This window comes from Phormidium tenue FACHB-1050 (genome assembly GCF_014696925.1).
Classification (GTDB): domain Bacteria; phylum Cyanobacteriota; class Cyanobacteriia; order Pseudanabaenales; family Pseudanabaenaceae; genus Pseudanabaena.
This window is the reverse complement of sequence record NZ_JACJQY010000005.1, coordinates 122295-141016: the sequence shown is the minus strand read 5'-3', so window position 1 is coordinate 141016 and position 18722 is coordinate 122295. Positions and strand designations below refer to the sequence as shown.

Annotated in this window: 19 protein-coding genes; 11 read left to right on the top strand and 8 right to left on the bottom strand. The window is 42.2% G+C overall.

All coding sequences use genetic code 11. The features are described 5' to 3' along the window. The first annotated feature begins 30 nt into the window (after nucleotides 1–30). From H6G05_RS05180 to H6G05_RS05145, 9 genes are all read left to right on the top strand, one after another. Complete coding sequence (locus H6G05_RS05180; RefSeq protein ID WP_190576918.1) at nucleotides 31–402, top strand: roadblock/LC7 domain-containing protein; 372 nt, start codon at nucleotides 31–33, stop codon at nucleotides 400–402. Between the two features lie 91 nt (nucleotides 403–493). Further along, nucleotides 494–1033: a GTP-binding protein gene (locus H6G05_RS05175; RefSeq protein WP_190576915.1), complete on the top strand. Its 540-nt coding sequence runs from the start codon at nucleotides 494–496 to the stop codon at nucleotides 1031–1033. Between the two features lie 96 nt (nucleotides 1034–1129). Continuing rightward, nucleotides 1130–2005 (top strand): DUF4388 domain-containing protein, encoded by an 876-nt coding sequence (locus H6G05_RS05170; protein ID WP_190576913.1) that lies wholly within the window; start codon nucleotides 1130–1132, stop codon nucleotides 2003–2005. 177 nt (nucleotides 2006–2182) lie between these two features. After that, entirely contained in the window at nucleotides 2183–3664 is a 1482-nt protein-coding gene (locus tag H6G05_RS05165; RefSeq protein ID WP_190576911.1) for a cobyric acid synthase, read from the top strand. Nucleotides 3665–3834: 170 nt separating this feature from the next. After that, entirely contained in the window at nucleotides 3835–4146 is a 312-nt protein-coding gene (locus tag H6G05_RS05160) for an element excision factor XisH family protein (protein ID WP_408962459.1), read from the top strand. Beyond that, a complete protein-coding gene (locus H6G05_RS25945; RefSeq protein ID WP_408962458.1) occupies nucleotides 4133–4291 on the top strand; it encodes an element excision factor XisH family protein in 159 nt (52 codons plus the stop codon). The genes H6G05_RS05160 and H6G05_RS25945 overlap by 14 nt, the downstream gene beginning before the upstream one ends. After that, nucleotides 4279–4608 (top strand): XisI protein, encoded by a 330-nt coding sequence (locus H6G05_RS05155; RefSeq protein WP_190576910.1) that lies wholly within the window; start codon nucleotides 4279–4281, stop codon nucleotides 4606–4608. Before H6G05_RS25945 ends, H6G05_RS05155 begins: the two co-directional genes overlap by 13 nt. 99 nt (nucleotides 4609–4707) lie before the next feature. Then, nucleotides 4708–6447, top strand: a complete 1740-nt coding sequence (locus tag H6G05_RS05150) for a dipeptide ABC transporter ATP-binding protein (protein WP_190576908.1) — start codon at nucleotides 4708–4710, stop codon at nucleotides 6445–6447. A 79-nt stretch (nucleotides 6448–6526) separates the two neighbouring features. Beyond that, complete coding sequence (locus H6G05_RS05145) at nucleotides 6527–7885, top strand: pyridoxal phosphate-dependent decarboxylase family protein (protein ID WP_190576906.1); 1359 nt, start codon at nucleotides 6527–6529, stop codon at nucleotides 7883–7885. Nucleotides 7886–8073: 188 nt separating this feature from the next. On the opposite strand, the gene H6G05_RS05140 is transcribed toward H6G05_RS05145, so the two are convergent. The 6 genes from H6G05_RS05140 to H6G05_RS05115 all read right to left on the bottom strand — a co-directional run bounded on the left by H6G05_RS05140 (nucleotide 8074) and on the right by H6G05_RS05115 (nucleotide 15399). Then, nucleotides 8074–8940 (bottom strand): shikimate dehydrogenase, encoded by an 867-nt coding sequence (locus H6G05_RS05140; protein ID WP_190576904.1) that lies wholly within the window; start codon nucleotides 8938–8940, stop codon nucleotides 8074–8076. An 89-nt stretch (nucleotides 8941–9029) separates the two neighbouring features. Then, entirely contained in the window at nucleotides 9030–11036 is a 2007-nt protein-coding gene (locus tag H6G05_RS05135; protein ID WP_190576902.1) for a flavin-dependent dehydrogenase, read from the bottom strand. A gap of 52 nt (nucleotides 11037–11088) precedes the next feature. After that, complete coding sequence (locus H6G05_RS05130; protein ID WP_190576900.1) at nucleotides 11089–11769, bottom strand: DUF4276 family protein; 681 nt, start codon at nucleotides 11767–11769, stop codon at nucleotides 11089–11091. Beyond that, nucleotides 11766–12935 (bottom strand): AAA family ATPase, encoded by a 1170-nt coding sequence (locus tag H6G05_RS05125; protein ID WP_190576898.1) that lies wholly within the window; start codon nucleotides 12933–12935, stop codon nucleotides 11766–11768. Before H6G05_RS05125 ends, H6G05_RS05130 begins: the two co-directional genes overlap by 4 nt. A gap of 21 nt (nucleotides 12936–12956) precedes the next feature. Beyond that, complete coding sequence (locus tag H6G05_RS05120; protein WP_190576896.1) at nucleotides 12957–14282, bottom strand: M16 family metallopeptidase; 1326 nt, start codon at nucleotides 14280–14282, stop codon at nucleotides 12957–12959. 88 nt (nucleotides 14283–14370) lie between these two features. Beyond that, nucleotides 14371–15399: a tetratricopeptide repeat protein gene (locus H6G05_RS05115; protein WP_190576894.1), complete on the bottom strand. Its 1029-nt coding sequence runs from the start codon at nucleotides 15397–15399 to the stop codon at nucleotides 14371–14373. A gap of 202 nt (nucleotides 15400–15601) precedes the next feature. On the opposite strand from H6G05_RS05115, the gene H6G05_RS05110 reads away from it, so the two are divergent. Then, nucleotides 15602–16240, top strand: coding sequence for a Uma2 family endonuclease (locus H6G05_RS05110; RefSeq protein WP_190576892.1), 639 nt, complete (start codon nucleotides 15602–15604; stop codon nucleotides 16238–16240). Here the strand turns inward: H6G05_RS05110 and H6G05_RS05105 are convergent. Next, entirely contained in the window at nucleotides 16237–17436 is a 1200-nt protein-coding gene (locus tag H6G05_RS05105) for a class I SAM-dependent rRNA methyltransferase (protein ID WP_190576890.1), read from the bottom strand. The two genes, H6G05_RS05110 and H6G05_RS05105, sit on opposite strands and share 4 nt — an antisense overlap. A gap of 203 nt (nucleotides 17437–17639) precedes the next feature. Here H6G05_RS05105 and H6G05_RS05100 point away from each other — a divergent pair, with 203 nt between their 5' ends. Further along, nucleotides 17640–18101 carry a Fur family transcriptional regulator gene (locus H6G05_RS05100; protein ID WP_190576888.1) on the top strand — a complete coding sequence of 154 codons (462 nt, stop codon included), beginning with the start codon at nucleotides 17640–17642 and terminating at the stop codon, nucleotides 18099–18101. A 39-nt stretch (nucleotides 18102–18140) separates the two neighbouring features. Here H6G05_RS05100 and H6G05_RS05095 read toward each other — a convergent pair whose 3' ends face one another. Next, nucleotides 18141–18587, bottom strand: coding sequence for an SRPBCC family protein (locus H6G05_RS05095; RefSeq protein ID WP_190576886.1), 447 nt, complete (start codon nucleotides 18585–18587; stop codon nucleotides 18141–18143). Nucleotides 18588–18722: the final 135 nt, after the last annotated feature.

Sequence of the window (18722 nt, the reverse complement as noted above, 5' to 3'; positions counted from 1 at the left end):
AATTCAAAATTCAAAACAAGGAGAAAGATAATGGGTATTAACGTTGCGAAGCTGGAAAGTATTTTACAAAATCTGGTAACCAGCACCAGTGATGTCCAAGGAGCAGCCCTAGTATCGCCTGATGGCTTGCCTCTAGCTTCTACTTTACCAAGTGGAATGGACGAAGAGAGAGTATCAGCGATGTCAGCCGCAATGCTCTCTCTTGGTGAGCGCATTGGTAATGAGCTATCTAGAGGTGTAATCGATCGCCTATACGTTGAAGGCGACAAAGGCTATGGCATCTTGACCAGTTGTGGTGAAGAAGCAGTACTCTTGGTATTGGCAAGTAAAGCCGCGAAACAAGGTTTGTTGATGCTGGAGATCAAGCGAGTGACTGGTGATCTGAAGGCGGCTCTTGCCTAGTTAAATTTTCTAGTTAAATTTTCACGGATGCTATGCATCCGTGAAAATTTTACCGAATTAGATATCTCTAGGCAAAGAACAAAAAAAATTTATGGAAATTATGCGCTTGGTTGTAGCTGGCACTGTTGGGGCGGGGAAGTCAACCTTTATTCGGACAGTAAGTGAAATCGATGTTGTTGATACTGATCGCCGCGCCACCGATGAAACAGCAGAAATAAAACATAAAACCACTGTCGCGATGGACTTTGGTAGATTGACCTTTGGTCCTGAGATGGCTCTACATATTTATGGAACTCCCGGACAACAGCGCTTTGACTTTATGTGGGATATTTTGATTCGCAAAGCCCATGCTTTCATTCTCCTAGTTGCCGCCCATCGTCCCCATGAGTTTCGTTATGCAAGGCGCATTCTGAGTTATATGAATCGACGGGTGCAGATTCCTTACATCATTGGGATTACCCATATGGACTGTGAAGGTGCATGGTCAAGTGAAAATATCAAGCTAGCTTTGGGTTTTGTCGATGAGAAAAATCAACCCCCAGTCATCGTTTTGAATGCAGAGGAGCGCGATACAGTTATTCAGGCGATCGTTGCTTTGGTGCAATACTATATTCAAAGGTCTGCTGCTTGATGTGATTGTTTATTCTAGCTACATAACAGCCGAAAACAAGTTAATCCAAATCTTCATAGATTATAGCTCTCAGCATTTACTCTCTAATTTACAGTTATGGCAATTACAGGCTCTTTATCTGAGTTTTCCCTCCCAGAGATATTTCAGTTTTTGGATCAAGGACAAAAAACTGGCATCTTAACGATTAGAGATCCCCAAAATGTACAGACGGGAAAACCTTTTTTACGGCATATTTGGCTTCAAAATGGAAGAGTTGTCGCAGCAGGCGATCGCTTAGATAATCGTGGACTAGTGCGATTGATCGAACAAAGAGGTTGGCTGAATGACACCCAAAGAGTAGAACTAGAACGCTTGATCAAAGAGGATGCGCTTTTGGGACTCAATCTAAAATCCTTGGGTATATTGCAGCCAGATCAACTCAAACTATTATTTAGTGTTCAAGTACTTCGACAAGTTTGTGCGCTCTTTCAGGTGGAGACAGGATTATTTCGTTTTGATGCCAATGCAAATTTGCCTAAGGCGGAAATGACAGGATTAAGTTTACCTGCTACGGAAACGACACTAATGGGATTACGCAGTCTCAAGGATTGGAATATTCTCGAAAGTAAGTTACCTGAAGCAAATTCGACTTTATTCAATATTATTTCTGGTCAATCTCCATTACGTTTGGATAATAATGAGACGCAAGTATGGTCACTGGCGGATGGTTACACAAGCATCAAAAAAATGGCAGAACAACTTAGTTTACCGATCGCCAAGGCACAACAAATAGCATTTCGATTGATTGTAGTGGGACTGGTAGAGGAAGTTCCTGATATTGATATGGGAATGTCTAGTAATTCTAATAATACGGATAATACTATTGCGATCGCTGGGGAGACGAATGGACAAGTCGGCAACACCACAGAGCGAACACCAATTAGTAATACTTTTTTACAAAGTCTAGTTGGTTTTTTGCAGCATAAAGCTTAATACCAAATCACAAAATGGCGTAGCCATTTTGTGATTTTAAAACCCTTACTGGGTTTAGTTTTTAATTCCCGAAAGTGTAGCCACACTTTCGGGAATTGGTATAAATAGATTAGCAAGAGTGTGCCCCTGTGGGGCACACTCTTGCTAATAAAAAAGAATTACCTTCGATTGATATTTATGAAAGCCATCTCTGTTTTAGGAACTTCATCTAATGCTGGAAAAAGCTGGATGGTCACAGCTTTAGGAGCATGGCTAAGGCGCAATGGTGTCAAAGTTGCCCCATTTAAAGCCCAAAATATGTCAAATAACTCCTATGTAACTTTGGAGGGCGGGGAAATAGGACGAGCGCAAGCAGTGCAAGCGATCGCTTGTGGGATGCGTCCAATCGTAGAAATGAATCCAATTCTGTTAAAGCCATCAGGAAATGGAACTTCGCAATTGGTTCTATTAGGTGAAGCACGTCAACATATTGCGGCAATTGATTACTATCAGCATATCGAAGCGCTCTGGGAAACCGTACGGGACACCCTTGAGTTTTGGCGCGATCGCTGTGATGTTTTGCTATTAGAAGGTGCTGGCAGTCCTGTAGAACTAAATCTCATGCATCGCGATCTTGTGAATTTACGCCCAATCATTCATTTGCAAGGACGTTGGATTCTTGTGGGTGATATTGAGAAGGGCGGTGTATTTGCTCAGATAATTGGCACAAATCAGCTTCTACCCGAACCAGCAAAGGATTTAGGATTAGGCTTTATTGTCAACAAATTTCGTGGGGATTTAAGGTTATTTAGTGATGCCGAAAAGCACTTTCGTAACTATATGCCAAATCTCCCCTATTTAGGAGTTCTTCCCTATGCTTCAGATTTGCAACCTGAGAGCGAAGATAGTTTATGCAGTGAAGCAGAAGCTAAAGGGCAAGGTGCAAAGATTGCATGGATTAGATTTCCCCATTTGTCCAATTCCCAAGATAGTCAGCCTTGGCAATTGGATTTAGGAATAGAAACCGTTTGGGCGCAGACAGTTGCCGATCTAGACAATGCGAAGATAATCATTCTCCCAGGTAGTAAAAACACCCTTAGCGATTTGCAATGGTTACGAACTACAGGCTTAGCAGATGCAATTCTCGCAGCACATCGGCGTGGCGTGCCGATCGCTGGTATCTGTGGTGGTTATCAGATGTTAGGGAAATATCTATGCGATCGCTCAGGAGTGGCTGGTACTCAAGGTGAAGTAGCAGGATTAGGGCTACTACCAATTAGCACCGAATTTATGGCAACCAAACAGGTACGTCAGGTACAAGCGATTTGGCAAAGGTCGCAATCTATCGATAAATGGATGACCTATGAGATTCATATGGGTGTTACTCACTTAATTGACGGAAGTGAATCTTCGCAAATCCAGCCTTTGTTGCAAGTGCAAGGCGATCGCGAGTTTCGTGATGAAGGAATGCAATGCGATCGGGTTTGGGGTAGTTATTTGCATGGTCTATTTGAGTCCGCCAATGTCCGCAAAGCTTTAACTCAATTAGCGAATATTTCTGAGCATCAAATTTCTTCCCAGTCTTGGCAAGAACATCAGCAAAGTCTCTATAACAACATGGCAGATTTAATCGAAACACATCTAGATATGACTCCAATTCGTCGCTATCTGGATATCTAAACTACTTCATAATGGATAACTTAATTTTTTTCTGGTAAGCTAGATTTCAGTAAATTGTTAGAGAACCAATGAATTTATGGATGCTAATATTTGCATTAACTTGGAGTTAGTTGATTCTTTACTCTGTCGGTTTTCAGATTGTAATATGAATTTCATACTCTCTTTCAACTATGGCTAAAGACCTATTTCATCAAGCAGTCAAACAAGCCCTAATCAAAGATGGGTGGACAATTACCAGCGATCCCTTAACCATTCGGATAGATCGCGTTAAACTAGAAATAGATCTAGCGGCTGAAAAAGTATTTGCTGCTGAGAAAGATGGACAGAAAATCGCAGTAGAAGTTAAAAGCTTTATCAATCCCTCCAATATCAGTGACTTTCATAATGCATTAGGGCAATTTCTCAGTTATCGCCTTGCCCTGCAAATGACAGAAGCTAATCGAATTCTTTTATCGCCTTGCCCTGCAAATGACAGAAGCTAATCGAATTCTTTATTTAGCCATCCCTATTGATGTTTTTAACACCTTTTTTCAAGAACGCTTTACCCAAGCCGCAATAGTTCAGTATGACCTAAAAATCCTAGCCTACGAACCAAATACAGAGGAGATAATCCAATGGAAAAAATAGCCAAATATCGCCAAATTGTCCGCGAATTACTAATTGCCCATGCCACCACAAACGAGCCAAACATCGAATGTCAACTCATCTTTGACACAGAACACGATCACTATCAAATTCTTGATCTTGGCTGGCAAGGACTAACCCGTATTTATGCCTGTTATATCCATTTAGACATTAAGAATGGCAAAATCTGGATTCAGCACAACATGACCGAAGCCGATCTTGGTCAAGAGCTTGTTGAAAAAGGTGTACCAGCATCAGATATTGTGTTAGGTCTGCATCCGCCCTACAAACGCCCCTACACTAACTACGGCGTTGCCTAAAGCCATAGTATTAAGCGAAATTGCAAAGTTTAAATTGGTTTCTACGCCTTGAAGCGTGATATTTTAGCTTGAGATGCCTACACTCAGTCCTTAGAAACCATGCTGCTTGAAGTCGAAAACTTGACTATTCGTTATGGCGATGCAGAACCTGCGGTCGATCGCGTTACTTTCCACTTACAAGCAGGTGAAGCACTAGGGTTAATCGGTGAAAGTGGCTGTGGTAAATCGACGATAGGGAGATCGCTAATTAAGCTATTACCCCAATATGCCAGCACTGAAGGGACAATCTGTGTCGATGGCGAAGCGATCGCCGAGAAAAAAGATGGCACATGGCGCGGCGAAAAAGTCGGCTTAATTTTTCAAGATCCGATGACAAGGCTCGATCCATTGATGAGCATAGAGGCGCATGGTTTAGAGGTATTAGAGTCCCATTATCCTAAGATATCAGCCCAGTCCGCAAAACAACGCCTCAATGATGCGCTCAAAGCCGTTCGTATCGATCCATCGCGAGCTAAACAATATCCCCATGAATTTAGCGGTGGGATGCGTCAGAGAGTAGCGATCGCCCTTTCGTTGCTGTTAAATCCTGTTTTACTGATTGCCGATGAACCAACCACCAGTCTTGATGTCACCGTTGCCACCGATATTCTCAAAGAACTAACTGAACTTCGCAAAAGCCGTTCTATGGGTTTACTATTGGTCACACACGATCTGGGTATGGTTGCCGAATATTGCGATCGCATTGCCGTGATGTATAACGGGGTAATTGTGGAGACAGGCTCAGTTGAAGAAATTTTCCGTTCCCCCCAACATCCTTATACCCAAAGCTTACTGGCTTCGGTTCTGCATTTTCATCCTGAAGTATTATCTTCTAGTTTAGATATTCAGGAAGTTCCTGAAGTCCAAGATCAAGATATTCCTGAAGCTATTCCAGAAAACATTTCAGAAAATGTTCTAGAGGAGAGTCAAGAGCAGGAAGAGGTTAAAGTAATTGAAAAAATTCAGCCCCCTCTCAAATCGTCACCCAGAGTAATTCTCTATGTCAACAATCTGCAAAAGCATTATGTAACAGGTGGAAATTTACTAACAAGATTAGTTGATCCTTCGATTGGTTTAGTTAAAGCCGTTGATGGCATTGACTTGGAAATACTCTCAGGGGAAACCTTTGGCATTATTGGCGAAAGTGGCTCTGGCAAAAGTACAACGGGAAGAGCGATTTTGCAATTGATCAAACCCGATCGCGGTTCAGTACGGTTTAATAGCGTCGAATTAACTAAGCTCAAAGGTGAACAATTGCGCCAAATGCGATCGCAGATGCAAATGATTTTTCAAGATCCGCGTGCTTGCTTTAGTCCTTATATGAGCGTATTTCGCAGCGTTGCCGATCCATTAATGATTCATAACCTTGCCCCCGATCTTGACTCAGCCCGCGAAAGAGTCTATGCCATCCTCGAAAAAGTAGGACTGAATTCCCAACTATCCGAACGCTATCCTTCAGATTTGTCGGGTGGTCAATTGCAGAGAGTCGCGATCGCCCGTGCGTTGATTACTAACCCTAAATTAGTGATCTGTGATGAGCCTGTGAGTATGCTCGATGCTTCGATCCAGAGCCAAGTTTTACGGTTAATGCGCGATCTCAAGCAAGAATTTAAGCTTACCTATATTTTCATTACCCATGATCTTGCTGTGGCTCAATTTTTCTGCGATCGCATTGCCGTGATGCGTAGCGGTAAGATTGTAGAGCAGGGCAGTACCGCAGAAGTGTTGACTAATCCTCAGCACGAATATACCAAGGCTTTGATTGCTTCAATTCCCCGTATTCCTTACATCAATAGCTAAACCCAAAGAATTTCCAAAAATGTTGCTATGCAACACTTTTGGAAATTCTTTAGATACAACTTCTTTGAAAACTGCGACAATGCCCGACTCCCAAAAGAATTTCTTCCTTGATTCTCACTTCCTTAATCCCGATCGTTCTAATCTTGAAGACATCCGCAAGTTGGGATATGCCTTTGTCGATTTGATAGTAGATTCAGTGTTGGATACTCAAAATCAGCCCTTTGTCAAAGATGAGTCTTCTTTTGATATTCTCATTCCTGAACAAGGACAAGATTTGCAAGAATTATTGGCAGAAGTGCGATCGCAGATTTTGCCACGTACTGTTAACTTCCAGAATCCTCGCTATATGGGACATATGGATAGTGTGCCTAGTGCGATCACGATCTGGGCAGATGCGCTAGTTTCAGCGATTAACAACAACATGCTGAGCTATGAACTTGCTCCCGTATTTACGGAAATGGAAGCACAATTGATGCAATGGTTTGGCAATCTCTTTGGCATGGGAACTAATTGTTTTGGAACACTGACTGCTGGCGGTAGCCTTGCTAATATTTCAGGGCTATTATTAGCGAGAAACTGGAAAAAACCTCAGAGCAAGGCTTTAGGCGATTCCAGTAATTTAGTGGCTTTTGTCTCTGATGCCGCCCATACATCCTTTGAGAAAGCGATGAATGTGATTGGCGTTGGCAAAGAGAACTTAGTGCGAGTTCCCACAAACTATCGTGGCGAAATTATTTTAGAAGAATTAGAATCTGCTATTCAAAAAGCAATTAGAGAAGGAAAGCAACCCTTTTTTGTAGCGGCGATCGCAGGCACTACGGTAACAGGAGCCATTGATCCGATTCAATCAGTGGGAGAAATTGCTAAACGTTATGACTGTTGGTTTCATATCGATGCCGCCTATGGTGGAGCAGGTATTTTTACACCTAAGCTAAAACCTTTATTCCAAGGCTGTGAACTTGCCGACTCCATGACATTCAATCCCCAAAAGTGGCTATGGGTAGCGCGAACCTGTGCCATGTTGATTGTTAAAAATAAGCAGCATCTTGTTGATGGCTTTGATGGGGAGCTTCCCTATATGGATGATCGCACACTCAATTTTGGGAATCTCAATTTGCAGGGAACCAGACGTACCGATAGCCTTAAGTTATGGATGGCTTTGAAGGCGATGGGAATTTCGGGTTGTCGTTATCTTGTGGAGCGATCGCTTGATCTATCTGACAGTCTGCGCCAATGGATTGATGATTCACCAGAATTAGAACTAGTCTGCGAACCAACTTTAAATATTATTTGCCTCAAATCCAACGATCCGCAGCTTAGTAGTGCCGCCCTACGCCAACAATGGATCGATGCAGGTAAATTATGGCTGTCTTTGCCCCTATGGAAAGGCGATCGTATTCTCAAAGCCGTAGTTTTACATCCTTACGCAGGGCAATAAAAAAGGCGTTTACTTGACGCACCCCTCATCCCCCAGCCCCTTCTCCCGCAGGAGAAGGGGAGAATATTAGATTTCTTGTTCCCCTCTCCTGCGGGAGAGGGGCTAGGGGTGAGGGCTTAGCGCTTTGGTGTGTCAAGTATATTAACGCTATAAAAAAGAGGTGTTCTCGCAAAGCGAGAACACCTTAATTAACCAAGATGTGTAATTAACGCTTGGCGCATGATCTCAATGGGGACAGGTTGATCTAACCAAAACTCCAACCCGATCGCCCCTTGATTGATCAGCATCTCCAACCCATCGATCGCCTTGAGTCCCCTAGCAGCCGCAATTTGCAAAAACTTTGTGGGGCGTGGTGTATAAATTAGATCATAGGCGATCGCCTGATCGGGCAGTAGATCCATCTCTGCTTCAGAAATTGGTGTATTAGGATCACTTGCCATCCCAATCGGCGTGGCATTGATCACAATTCCCGCAACTTCTAGCAAATGCGGTATTGAAGTCCAAGGATGTACCCGCAGATTGTAATCGTGGAGCTGGCTAGTCATCGCTCCATGAAATTTTTTCATCTTCTTAGAATCGCGTCCCACCACATGAATGACAGGACAGCCTAACTCCAAACAAGCCGCCACAACCGCCTTAGCTGCCCCACCACTACCAAGGATCACCGCAGGACTATTTCCCCAGTCACAATTAAGTTGCTTGAGTGGGCTTAAAAAACCTGCCACATCCGTATTTGTGCCAACCCAGCGATCGCCAACTCGCTTTACCGTATTGACAGCCCCCACAGCTTTGGCGATCGGCAAGACTTCATCAAGTAACGGAATCACTTCAACTTTATGGGGAATGGTCAGGTTAAAGCCTTGGACTGATTGAATAGCTTTTAGTCCAGCGATCGCCGCAGGTAAATCCTCTACGGGGATGGGAAACGGCACATACACATAGTCAAATCCCATTGAGGCGATCGCGGCATTGTGCATCACAGGCGAAAGGCTATGACTGACGGGAAAACCCATCACCCCTAAAATTTTGGTTGTTCCTAAGATGCTTCCGCCCATAGTTGCTGACCTCACGCAATTAAAAAACTATGACACAAATGTTGCCCTTAAAGGCAAACAACCTGTAGATTAGATGCGCTGCATCTCCTCTAATCTACGGATTTACCAACGGAGTAATTCAGCGCATAACTCCAACTCAGTAAACGCAGCCACAAACGAGGATTTGTCGGTTCGAGCCAAGTTTGACAACTACGCATGAGTTGAGGCAACCATCCACCTAGTAAGGCGTTAGCCAAAGAACTACGGGTAAAGGCTCCATAACTCGATAGCCATTTCAAGAGATCCTTTGTCCCAGCCATTTCTATAATCCAAAGAATTAACTTGGGATTTTTAAATGCCGCAATCAAGGCGAGACGGTTAAACATTAACCAATTAAGGCGATCTTTGATAAAGCGATCGCTTACGGGTTGTGGCTCATCAGCAAGCAATCCAAAGAAAGTATTGAGCATCGAGTTAACGCGCTCTGGCGGTAAATGCATTCCCGTCGGAACCATCATTCCCTTAGAAAATAGCCAAGTAACGGCAATATTACTTTGATAAGCATTAATCTGGCTAAGATCATCAGCTCTGAGCAAATCATGTTTCAGTGCTGTATCCAGCAAAGTTGCTAGACGTGGCAAGTTGCGAACGAGGGAACCAAAGCCTGTAAAGACTAGGGGCGATTGTAAGGAAGCAGCATCACCGATCGCTAAAATTCGATCAAAGGCACATTTTTTTGAATCCTCATTGAGGCTGTAATGTCCTGTGATATAGCCGAAAGTTGCTTTCTTCCAAGTCAGTTTTTCCATATCACAACGGCGATATTCAGGCAAAATCGTGAAAAAGTCCTCATACATTTCCAGCAACGATCCTGCGTTCTCTGGATGCACTTGGTGGTAATGGAACAGATAAATCGTCAGTTCATCCTTTTCCGCAGGAAAGAGTTCCCAAATTAATTGTCTACCTCGCGAGATATCGCCATGACTGAAGAGAACATCACCATATTGGGAATCCCATACATGCTTATCAATTCCTTCTAAAACTGCGCCCACGGTCGGACAGACACTATCAAAGGCTTGCCCTGCATTCAGTTGCTGAGCGATCGCTGAAGCCGATCCCATCGCATCAATTACTAAGCGCGAATTTAGAATTACCTCTGCATCCGTTTCCAAATTCTTCGCAAAGATGGTCGCTCCACTATCGTTAATTACTACTTTCTGAAATTCAGTGCGATCGCAAATTACGGCTCCGTACTGATGTAATTTCTTACTACAAATTTCCAATAAACGATTGGTATCGATCGCAATATTTAAAACCGTAGGCGTATGCAGCACCTTAGCCTTAAGATGTGGTGGATTATTACTATCAAAAAACTTGTTAAAGCCATCGACATATTCCGCCGTAATCATTAATTCAAATTCTTCTTTAGTGAAGAGTCCAAAGTCAATGAGATTTTGGAATTCTGCACGGGAAATGTTCCATTCGCGATTCATTCTTCCAAAGGGAATGCGCTCGACTAAGCACACACTATACCCCAACTTTGCCATCATCGCCGCATGGATTGCCCCCAATGCACCACCGAGATACACGATGTCATAGACAACGTCGGGCTTTACAGAGTTAGCTTGTGAATCTTCAAAAATCACCTGCTTGGAAGTTTTAGGGTCTTTGACACTTTCCCGCCAACGTTTTTCCCACCAATAGACTCGATTGAGATCATATTCACCATTGGGAATCCGTTGAAAGAATTTAACCGTAAGCGGATACTCTTCAGCGAGGGCTTCAAAAATTGATTGATTTGAGGCGATCGCAGGTGGCTGTTTAAACTCATAGGGAAAAGCTTGACGCGCCGCCTTGGTCAAATGCTCAAGAAATTCCTTCTCGCCATCCATCACCTCATCCGTCCAGCGAAACACCTTGAGGTAAGTCGTGCGTTGTAATGACCAGATAAATACTGATAATTGCGCGATCGCTCCTGAGCGATTTTGGCGATCGAGGATAAAGCCATGCTTAGCAGCGGATTTTTTCCCAAAGGGACATTGGTACTCAGACTGGAGCCATGTTTTCACGGCTGCAACTTGAGGCGTAGGAATCTCGATGTAAAGTAACTGCTGCATGGCTAAATCAATATCTTCAGTGTTCTAATTTTGGCATATATCGTGATTTGGATCAGATTCGCAAGTTTTCTAACTGTGTAATCCACTGATTAAAATGCGGACATTTTTCTCTGATTTTTACCAACCCAATTTTCTGGATTACTTGAGGAGCTAAAGTAGTTTTTAATTTTTCGTATCTAGGGATAATTTTTGCAAGTCGTTTAGAAGGAGCAGTAGTTACTCCTTGGTTAATGAATTCAGGAGATGAATAACTACTGCATTCTGTGGACAATCGATTGATTTCATTTTGGTATGTATCATATTCAGGAAAACTTTTATATATCTCCTCTAAATTTGTAAAAATTAAAGATTCAATTTCATGTAACTGAATATATGGAATGAAACGATTATCATTAATACTATTTGCAAAAGCAGTTTCTAACAATCCAACTTTATGATAAGGATCTAATAATTTATTAGCTTGCTCAAATGATGGAAATTCATTTGGTAAAGCATATAGATCGAACATAGTTGTAAATCTTACATCTTGTTTACTTTGTTGCTTTAGCCAGCGATTAATATCATTTTCAACTTTTGCATAATTTTCTAATCCACCTTTTTTACCTTTAGCTTTACTAGTTGTTACTCGGCAAGCAGATGTAGAAATTTGAAATTGTCCTAAATGATCAGCCAAAGAGTTGTTTACAAATAGTTCTTCTGTTTGCCCTTCAACAATAATATTTAAACGAATCATCGGCTAGGTCTCCCACCGATAACATTTTTATTCCATAGCTCAGATAATGAGTATTCTTCTAACCAATCTGTAAGAGATGATGAATCTAATCTTTTAAAATAAGATTCTCGATTATTTCTCTCAACAACAATAACTTCTTCTGGCTCAAAACAATCCACTAATAACGGTGATTGTGTCGCTAGAATTACTTGACAGCGATTAGCAACACTATTAATTAAGCCCCCAATAATGTTAATAGCATAGGGATGTAATCCTAGTTCTGGCTCGTCTAAAATTAAAACATCAGGTAGACTGTCGGAAGGTTGTAATAAAAGCGTTACTAAAGCCATTGCTCTTAAGGTTCCGTCTGATGCTTGATGGGGACTAAAAATTAAGTCAGTCCCTAATTCTTGCCACTGTAAAATTACGGTGTTATGCCTAGGAATAAATATAAAATCAGCAAAAAATGGAATAATTTGTCTAAGAGTTTCTACAACTCTTTGATAGTAACGAGGCTCATTTTCTCTAACTCTTAAAAGAAATGGGGCTAAATTCCCAGCATCTTCTTTAAGAAATTGGTTGTCATCAATATTCCACTTTTGTTTAAACCGAGCAGTTTTTGATGTGTCATGAAACTGATAAGTAGCAATTTTTCTTATAGAAGCAGATATGCTGTCCTTAATTTTTTTGTGTTCTGAATCATTAATTATTCTGGATTCTTTGTACCCCATCTCATCGGGAGATAACCAATCCTTGGAATCAGGAAAATTGTCGTCATGGAAAAAATCAAAAATATTCCCCTGACTATGGTCAGTATAACTGTATGCTTCTCTACCAAATACAAAAGTATCTGTAGCTGCATAATCAAGTTTAAACTTATAGTCAAAATTTAACTTGTAGTTATGATCAACACCTAGCGCTTTTACATCAAACTCAAAATTAAGTTCAGCTTCAATTTGTGAAGTAGCTGCGGCTCCATCAAATAGCAATGAATTTGCTCCATCTGATTGTCCAACAAAAAGCTGTAATTGCCCAGGCGATCGCATCATCCAATGTAGCAACTTAAAAAAAGAAATAAAATTAGATTTACCTGAACCATTAGCGCCGATTAAAACGTTGATGGGAGATAAATCTAATTCTAATTCTTTAATTGATTTAAAGCCTTTAATGCTGATGTGTTTAAGCATGGCGATCGCCTAGTTTCACACTTAAGGTTTGACAATCAAAATACCGTAGGCATCAGGATTGAGGTATTTGCGAACAGCAGCTTGAATGTCCTCTTTGGTGATGGATTTCATGAGATCGGGATAGTTTAAAGCTGGCTCTAGCGAACCGACAATGCGATCATAATAGCCGTAGATACCTGCACGTTCTTTCGGTGATTCATTGCCGAAGATAAAGCGATTGCTAACTTGAGTGCGAATTTTTGCTAATTCCTCATCAGTAACAGGAGTTTCATGTAATTTGAGGATATGTTCGCGAATTGCTTGCTCCACGATCGCCACATCTTCCACATTCAACTTCGCAAATACTTGAAAAGTTCCTTGCCAACGCATCGCTGAATTGCTCACGGAAATGCGATCGACAATCCGCCGATTTTCGCGTAAGTCCTGCACCATCCGCGAAGTGCGTCCACTACCGAGAATGTTCGCCAAAATACTTAAGGGATAGGTTTCCGCTAAATCCCTTAAGCCAGCGACGCGCCATGACATACTCAGTCTGGCTTGCTTCAGACTTGAATCAGTGACTTCCCGCCGCACAACTTCCGTAAATGGTTTTTCGTATGTAAAGTCTTTGTGCTTTGGTTGGACAGCGATCGCATCTCCATCATTTTGAGTCTCAAAATAATTCGCAATCACACCGATCATCTCGCTGACAGGTAAATTACCCACAACGGCGATCGTCATATTTTGGGGCGCATACCATTGGCGATGAAACGATCGCATTTGCTCTGAGGTGACGTTTTCAATCACATCTACGGGTCCCAGAACAGCACGACGGTAGGGTAACTGCTCATACACTAATTCCGTAATATGACGATAAATACGGCGATCGGGATTATCTTCACTGCGGCGAATTTCTTCTAGTACCACATGACGTTCGCGCTGAAATTCTTCGTCAGGAATGCTAGATTTTAGGACTATATCCAGTTGTAGAGGTGCAAGTTTCGCAAAATCTTTAGGTGCAACATTAATATAAAAATGCGTGTAGTCCTGACTAGTAGCCGCATTAGTATTACCACCATGAGACTCGATCGCCTGTTCAAATTCCCCTAAGCCAAGGCGATCGCTGCCCTTAAACACCATATGCTCTAGGAAATGTGCCATACCGTTGATATCATCACTCTCGACCGCAGAGCCAACGTCAACCCAAATACTGAGATTGACCGCATCTACAGGAATCTGTTCGGCAATAATCTTCACCCCATTGGGCAGAATATGCTGAGTGGGAGCAGTGGAGACTGAAGCCTGATCAAGCTGATCTTGATCAAGAGCAGCTACATCTAACCGACGTGGAATGACGATCGCTGGCATGGCAAATTTAAGGTTTTTTACTAAATTTTTAAATAAAAATCGCTTTTATATTTGATTCTAGGTGGCGCATAGCGTCACCTAGCCAAAATCACATTCTTTCTAGAGCTTGCAATTTGTAATAAGCTTCTCGCAGTTGCAAGCCAGAAGTATCTTCTAGCATAGCAGCAAAATCATAGGACTCTTGGTAAGCAGCGCGTGATTTTGGCAGATTTCCAAAAGATAAGTACAAATCACCCAAATATCGCTGTGCGATCGCCGCCGTTTCGAGATCGCCCATTACCAAAGCCAAGCTTGATCGATTTTGCAATAATTCCTCGATCCGATAAAAATTAGGGACTTCAAGATAAGCCGCAATCAAGCGATCGCTTGCCACTGCCATCAATGGATAATTGCGATATTGGCGGGCGATCGTTAGAGCCATGCCATAGTCCTTGATCGCTGATTTGTAATTGTCCAACGACATGAAACTATCGCCGCTATTGACATAGACATAGCCCTCACCGATCGTCTCACGGAGTGGATATTTTTTGATCGATGCATAATAGAGCTTGATCGCCGCCATATGGTCGCCATAACGTCCTGCGATTAAGCCTTTGTTATTCAGAGCAAGCGCAGTATTCAGACCTTGATCATTTTGAATAGCCAGATCAAGAGTTTCCTTGTTCAGTTTCGCCGCAGATTCCAGTTTATTTTGGGCAATTTCAAAACTGACCAAATTATTGGAGCTTTCTAACTTTGCGCCATTGTCTTGCAAAGTATTGGCATAACGGATTCTTTGGCGAGTTGTATCTTGAGCGGCGTTCGCTGCTCCCATCATTTCATAGGCATCACTCACCCTTGCCAGAGTGTAGGCGATCGCAGGTTGGTCATTAATGCGGCGGTAATAGCCGATCGCATAGAGCCAAGTTTTAATGGCTTCGCGCGGTTTACCATCTTTGAGTTGTACATAGCCAAGATCAAGCAAGCGATCGGCTTCATTGCGAACAGCCCGATTTGCGGGGTTAACAGTTGTGTTCTGCGCCTGTGTCGGCATCGGCACAATAATCGCCCCCACAAATGCCGCTAAAATCGTCGCGCCGATATTAGCAACCGACATTTTCTGATGCTTTCTATACATATCCCTACATCCTCACCAATAAGGTGGACATATTGTAGCGACATAAAAGCAATTTTTTATAGAAGTTTTCTGACTTTTTCTGACATTTTTTCATGCCGCGCTTTGCAAAGCTTTCAAAAACTTCTCTGGACTACTTCAAAAGCACCACAACTCTATAAATATGGCTTTGATATAATTTAGGCTACGCATTTTGAGGAAATCTATGATTACACTCACTCAAGCAAAGTCTGTTTCAGAACTGGAGCAAGAGCAAAAACTAGAGCTAAATTTTGACCAGTTTTTAGAGCAATGTCCTGAAGATGGTCGCTATGAACTAGTAGATGGCAAAATGGTAAAAAAATTAGCAACAAGAATTCATTACGATGTCGCTGGATTAATCATGGATGCGATTAAGGATGAGATTAAGCGCCTCCAGTTAAACTATGTGGTCAATGATGTGGCAGCAGTTTTAACCACAAATAAAAAAGGTAAAGAACAGGGTAGACATCCAGATGTCAGTGTCATAAATCGAGATGTTTGGCGGAGCGATCGCCTAAACCATCGGGGCATCCGCAAACCAATTCAACTTGCTGTCGAAGTAGTATCTACAAATTGGGAAGATGATTATATTGATAAACTCGAAGAATACGAACGTTTAGGAATTCCTGAGTATTGGATTGTTGATTATTTAGCAATCGGTTCTCGCGACTATTTAGGCGATCCGAAGCTCCCTTCTGTGCTGATATTCACTTTAGACACAGAAGGCAAATATCAAATGACAATATTTCAAAACAGCGATCGCATAGTTTCGCCAACTTTTCCAGAATTAAATCTCACTGTTGAGCAAATTATGGCTGCTTAGATAATGCTCAAAACTAAGCCCTTCAGATACGCTCCTTCAGGATGAAAAATACTCGTAGGATGATCGGCAGGATGGGTTAAATGATGTAAAACCTTGATTGTACGACCTGACTCGATCGCCGCCGCCGTCACCGCACCCGTAAAATTCTCCACATTCACTACTTGAGAGCAAGAAAAGGTGAATAGCAAACCACCACTTTTTAATTTAGACATGGCTTGCAAATTCAACCGTCGATAGGCTTGCATTGCTGAATGTCGCGCCGACAAACTTTTAGCAAAAGCAGGTGGGTCAAGCACGATCGCATCATAATCGCGATCGCATTGCTTCAGAAAATCAAAGACATCGCCTGTAAAAGAAGTATGGGTCGCCTGACGCTCAGCATCAAAATTTGCAGCAATATTCCGATCTGTCCATTCCATCGCCTTGACTGAGCTATCAATCGAATGTACTTCTCGCGCCCCCGCCGCCACTGCATAAACAGAGAATCCACCCGAATAGCAGAAGGTATTTAAAACTTTTTTGCCTGTCGCATATTTACCAAACAAGCGCCGATTTTCGCGTTGATCTAAGAAAAAGCCTGTCTTTTGTCCCCTTTCCCAATCAACAATAAAGCGATGTCCATATTCTAAAACTTCAGCACTATCAGTGGATTTTTTACCAATTAATAAACCATCCTGAGACTGAGTTTGTGATTTGCGCGAAAGAGTCGCCGAGCTTTTGTCATAAACAGCTTGCAAGCGATCGCCATAAATTTCCTTTAATATTTCTGCAATTTCCTGCCGATATCCATATGTTCCCAGTGAATGGCACTGCAAAACCGCTGTCTCACCATAAACATCAATAATTAATCCTGCTAACCCGTCACCTTCAGAATTAATCAAGCGATAGCAATTTGTCTCTGGATTATCGATTAATCCTAATTGCTTTCTCAGAATAAATGCTTGCTGGAGGCGATCGCGCAATAAACTTTGCATCGACTCCACAGGCTGAAACGATAGCACCTTAATCGCAATGCTACCCATACCCCACAAGCCAATTGCTAAAAACTTGCCATCTTCGCTATAGGCTTCTACCAAGTCACCATCATTGACTTGTCCTTGCATTTTGGCGATCGCACCCGAAAAGATCCAAGGGTGAAAACGCTGAACCGCATCGACTTTTTTACGATAAATAATCGCACGGGGCAACGGTAACATGGCTAATAACTTTTAAGTAGGGTTGCTAAACATAACATAGAAATGAGTAGGGTGGGCAAGCCCCACTCTACTTTCCATCAAAACCAATGTTAGTGTTTTCAGTGCCGCAGGCGCTAAAAACACTAACATTGGTTTTGATGAGAATTGCTGTCCGCTAATGACATTTATGTTATTCTCAAGAAGCTATCGTTATTGATAATGCTATGACTTCTGCGGAGACTACCTATTCACCTGAATCCCTAAAGGCTGAACTCAACTCAAAAGGTTGTCGCATGACACCGCAGCGCGAGGTGATTTTAAGTACATTTCAAACCTTACCAGAAGGACAACATCTTAGTGCTGAGGATCTCTACGAACGCCTAAAAGCACAAGGTGAGAATATTAGTCTTTCGACAATTTACCGCACTGTAAAAATGATGGCGCGGATGGGGATTTTGCGTGAACTCGAACTCACTGAAGACCATAAGCATTATGAAATTAATCAGCCCAAGCCTCACCATCATCACCATTTAGTCTGCGTCAAAACCAATCGGGTGATTGAGTTTAAAAATGATCAAATTCTTACAATTAGTAAAAAAGTTGCTGACAAGTATGGCTTCTCTGTCCTAGATTGCCAACTCACAATTATTGGTGTTAGTCCTGAAGGACAGCGATCAATCTTTTAAAACCATTTAAACCAAGAGGGCGCAAAGCACCCTCTTGGTTTAAATGGTTTTAGCAAAATCTTCCTGTGCATAAATTTTGAATCTGTCTAAATCCGCTTGCAAAGTGGATTCAACAACCTGTCCCAGAAACAAATTATCCATAAGCTGCCCGATCGCAGGAATTGCATAGGCAATGCTTAACTTCACAATCGTCATGTTATTAGGACGACCATAAAACCTTACAGCACCACGATTTGGCAGACCGCCAATCGACTCCCACTGAATAATTTGATTGGGAATTTGCTTCAGAATTCGAGATTTCCAAGTAAAGGTTAAGCCATTTGTGCCGAGTTTCCAAGCAGATATTTCAGGATCGGCAGTGACTACCACAGAGTCAATCCACTTCATCCAACGGGGCATAGCTTGCAAATCTGACCACAACGACCACGCATATTCCACGGGAATAGCCACTTCAGTTTGGACGGTATGTTCTAGCCAATCACTCATTGGATAATCGTTAATTTTTACTTACACTCATCATAATAACAAAGCAATCTCAATAAACGAAAGTGAAAAGCGTTTTGGTGTTTCTCGCGCCTAGAAACACCAAAATGCTTTTCTATAAAGTATTGCTTTACGATA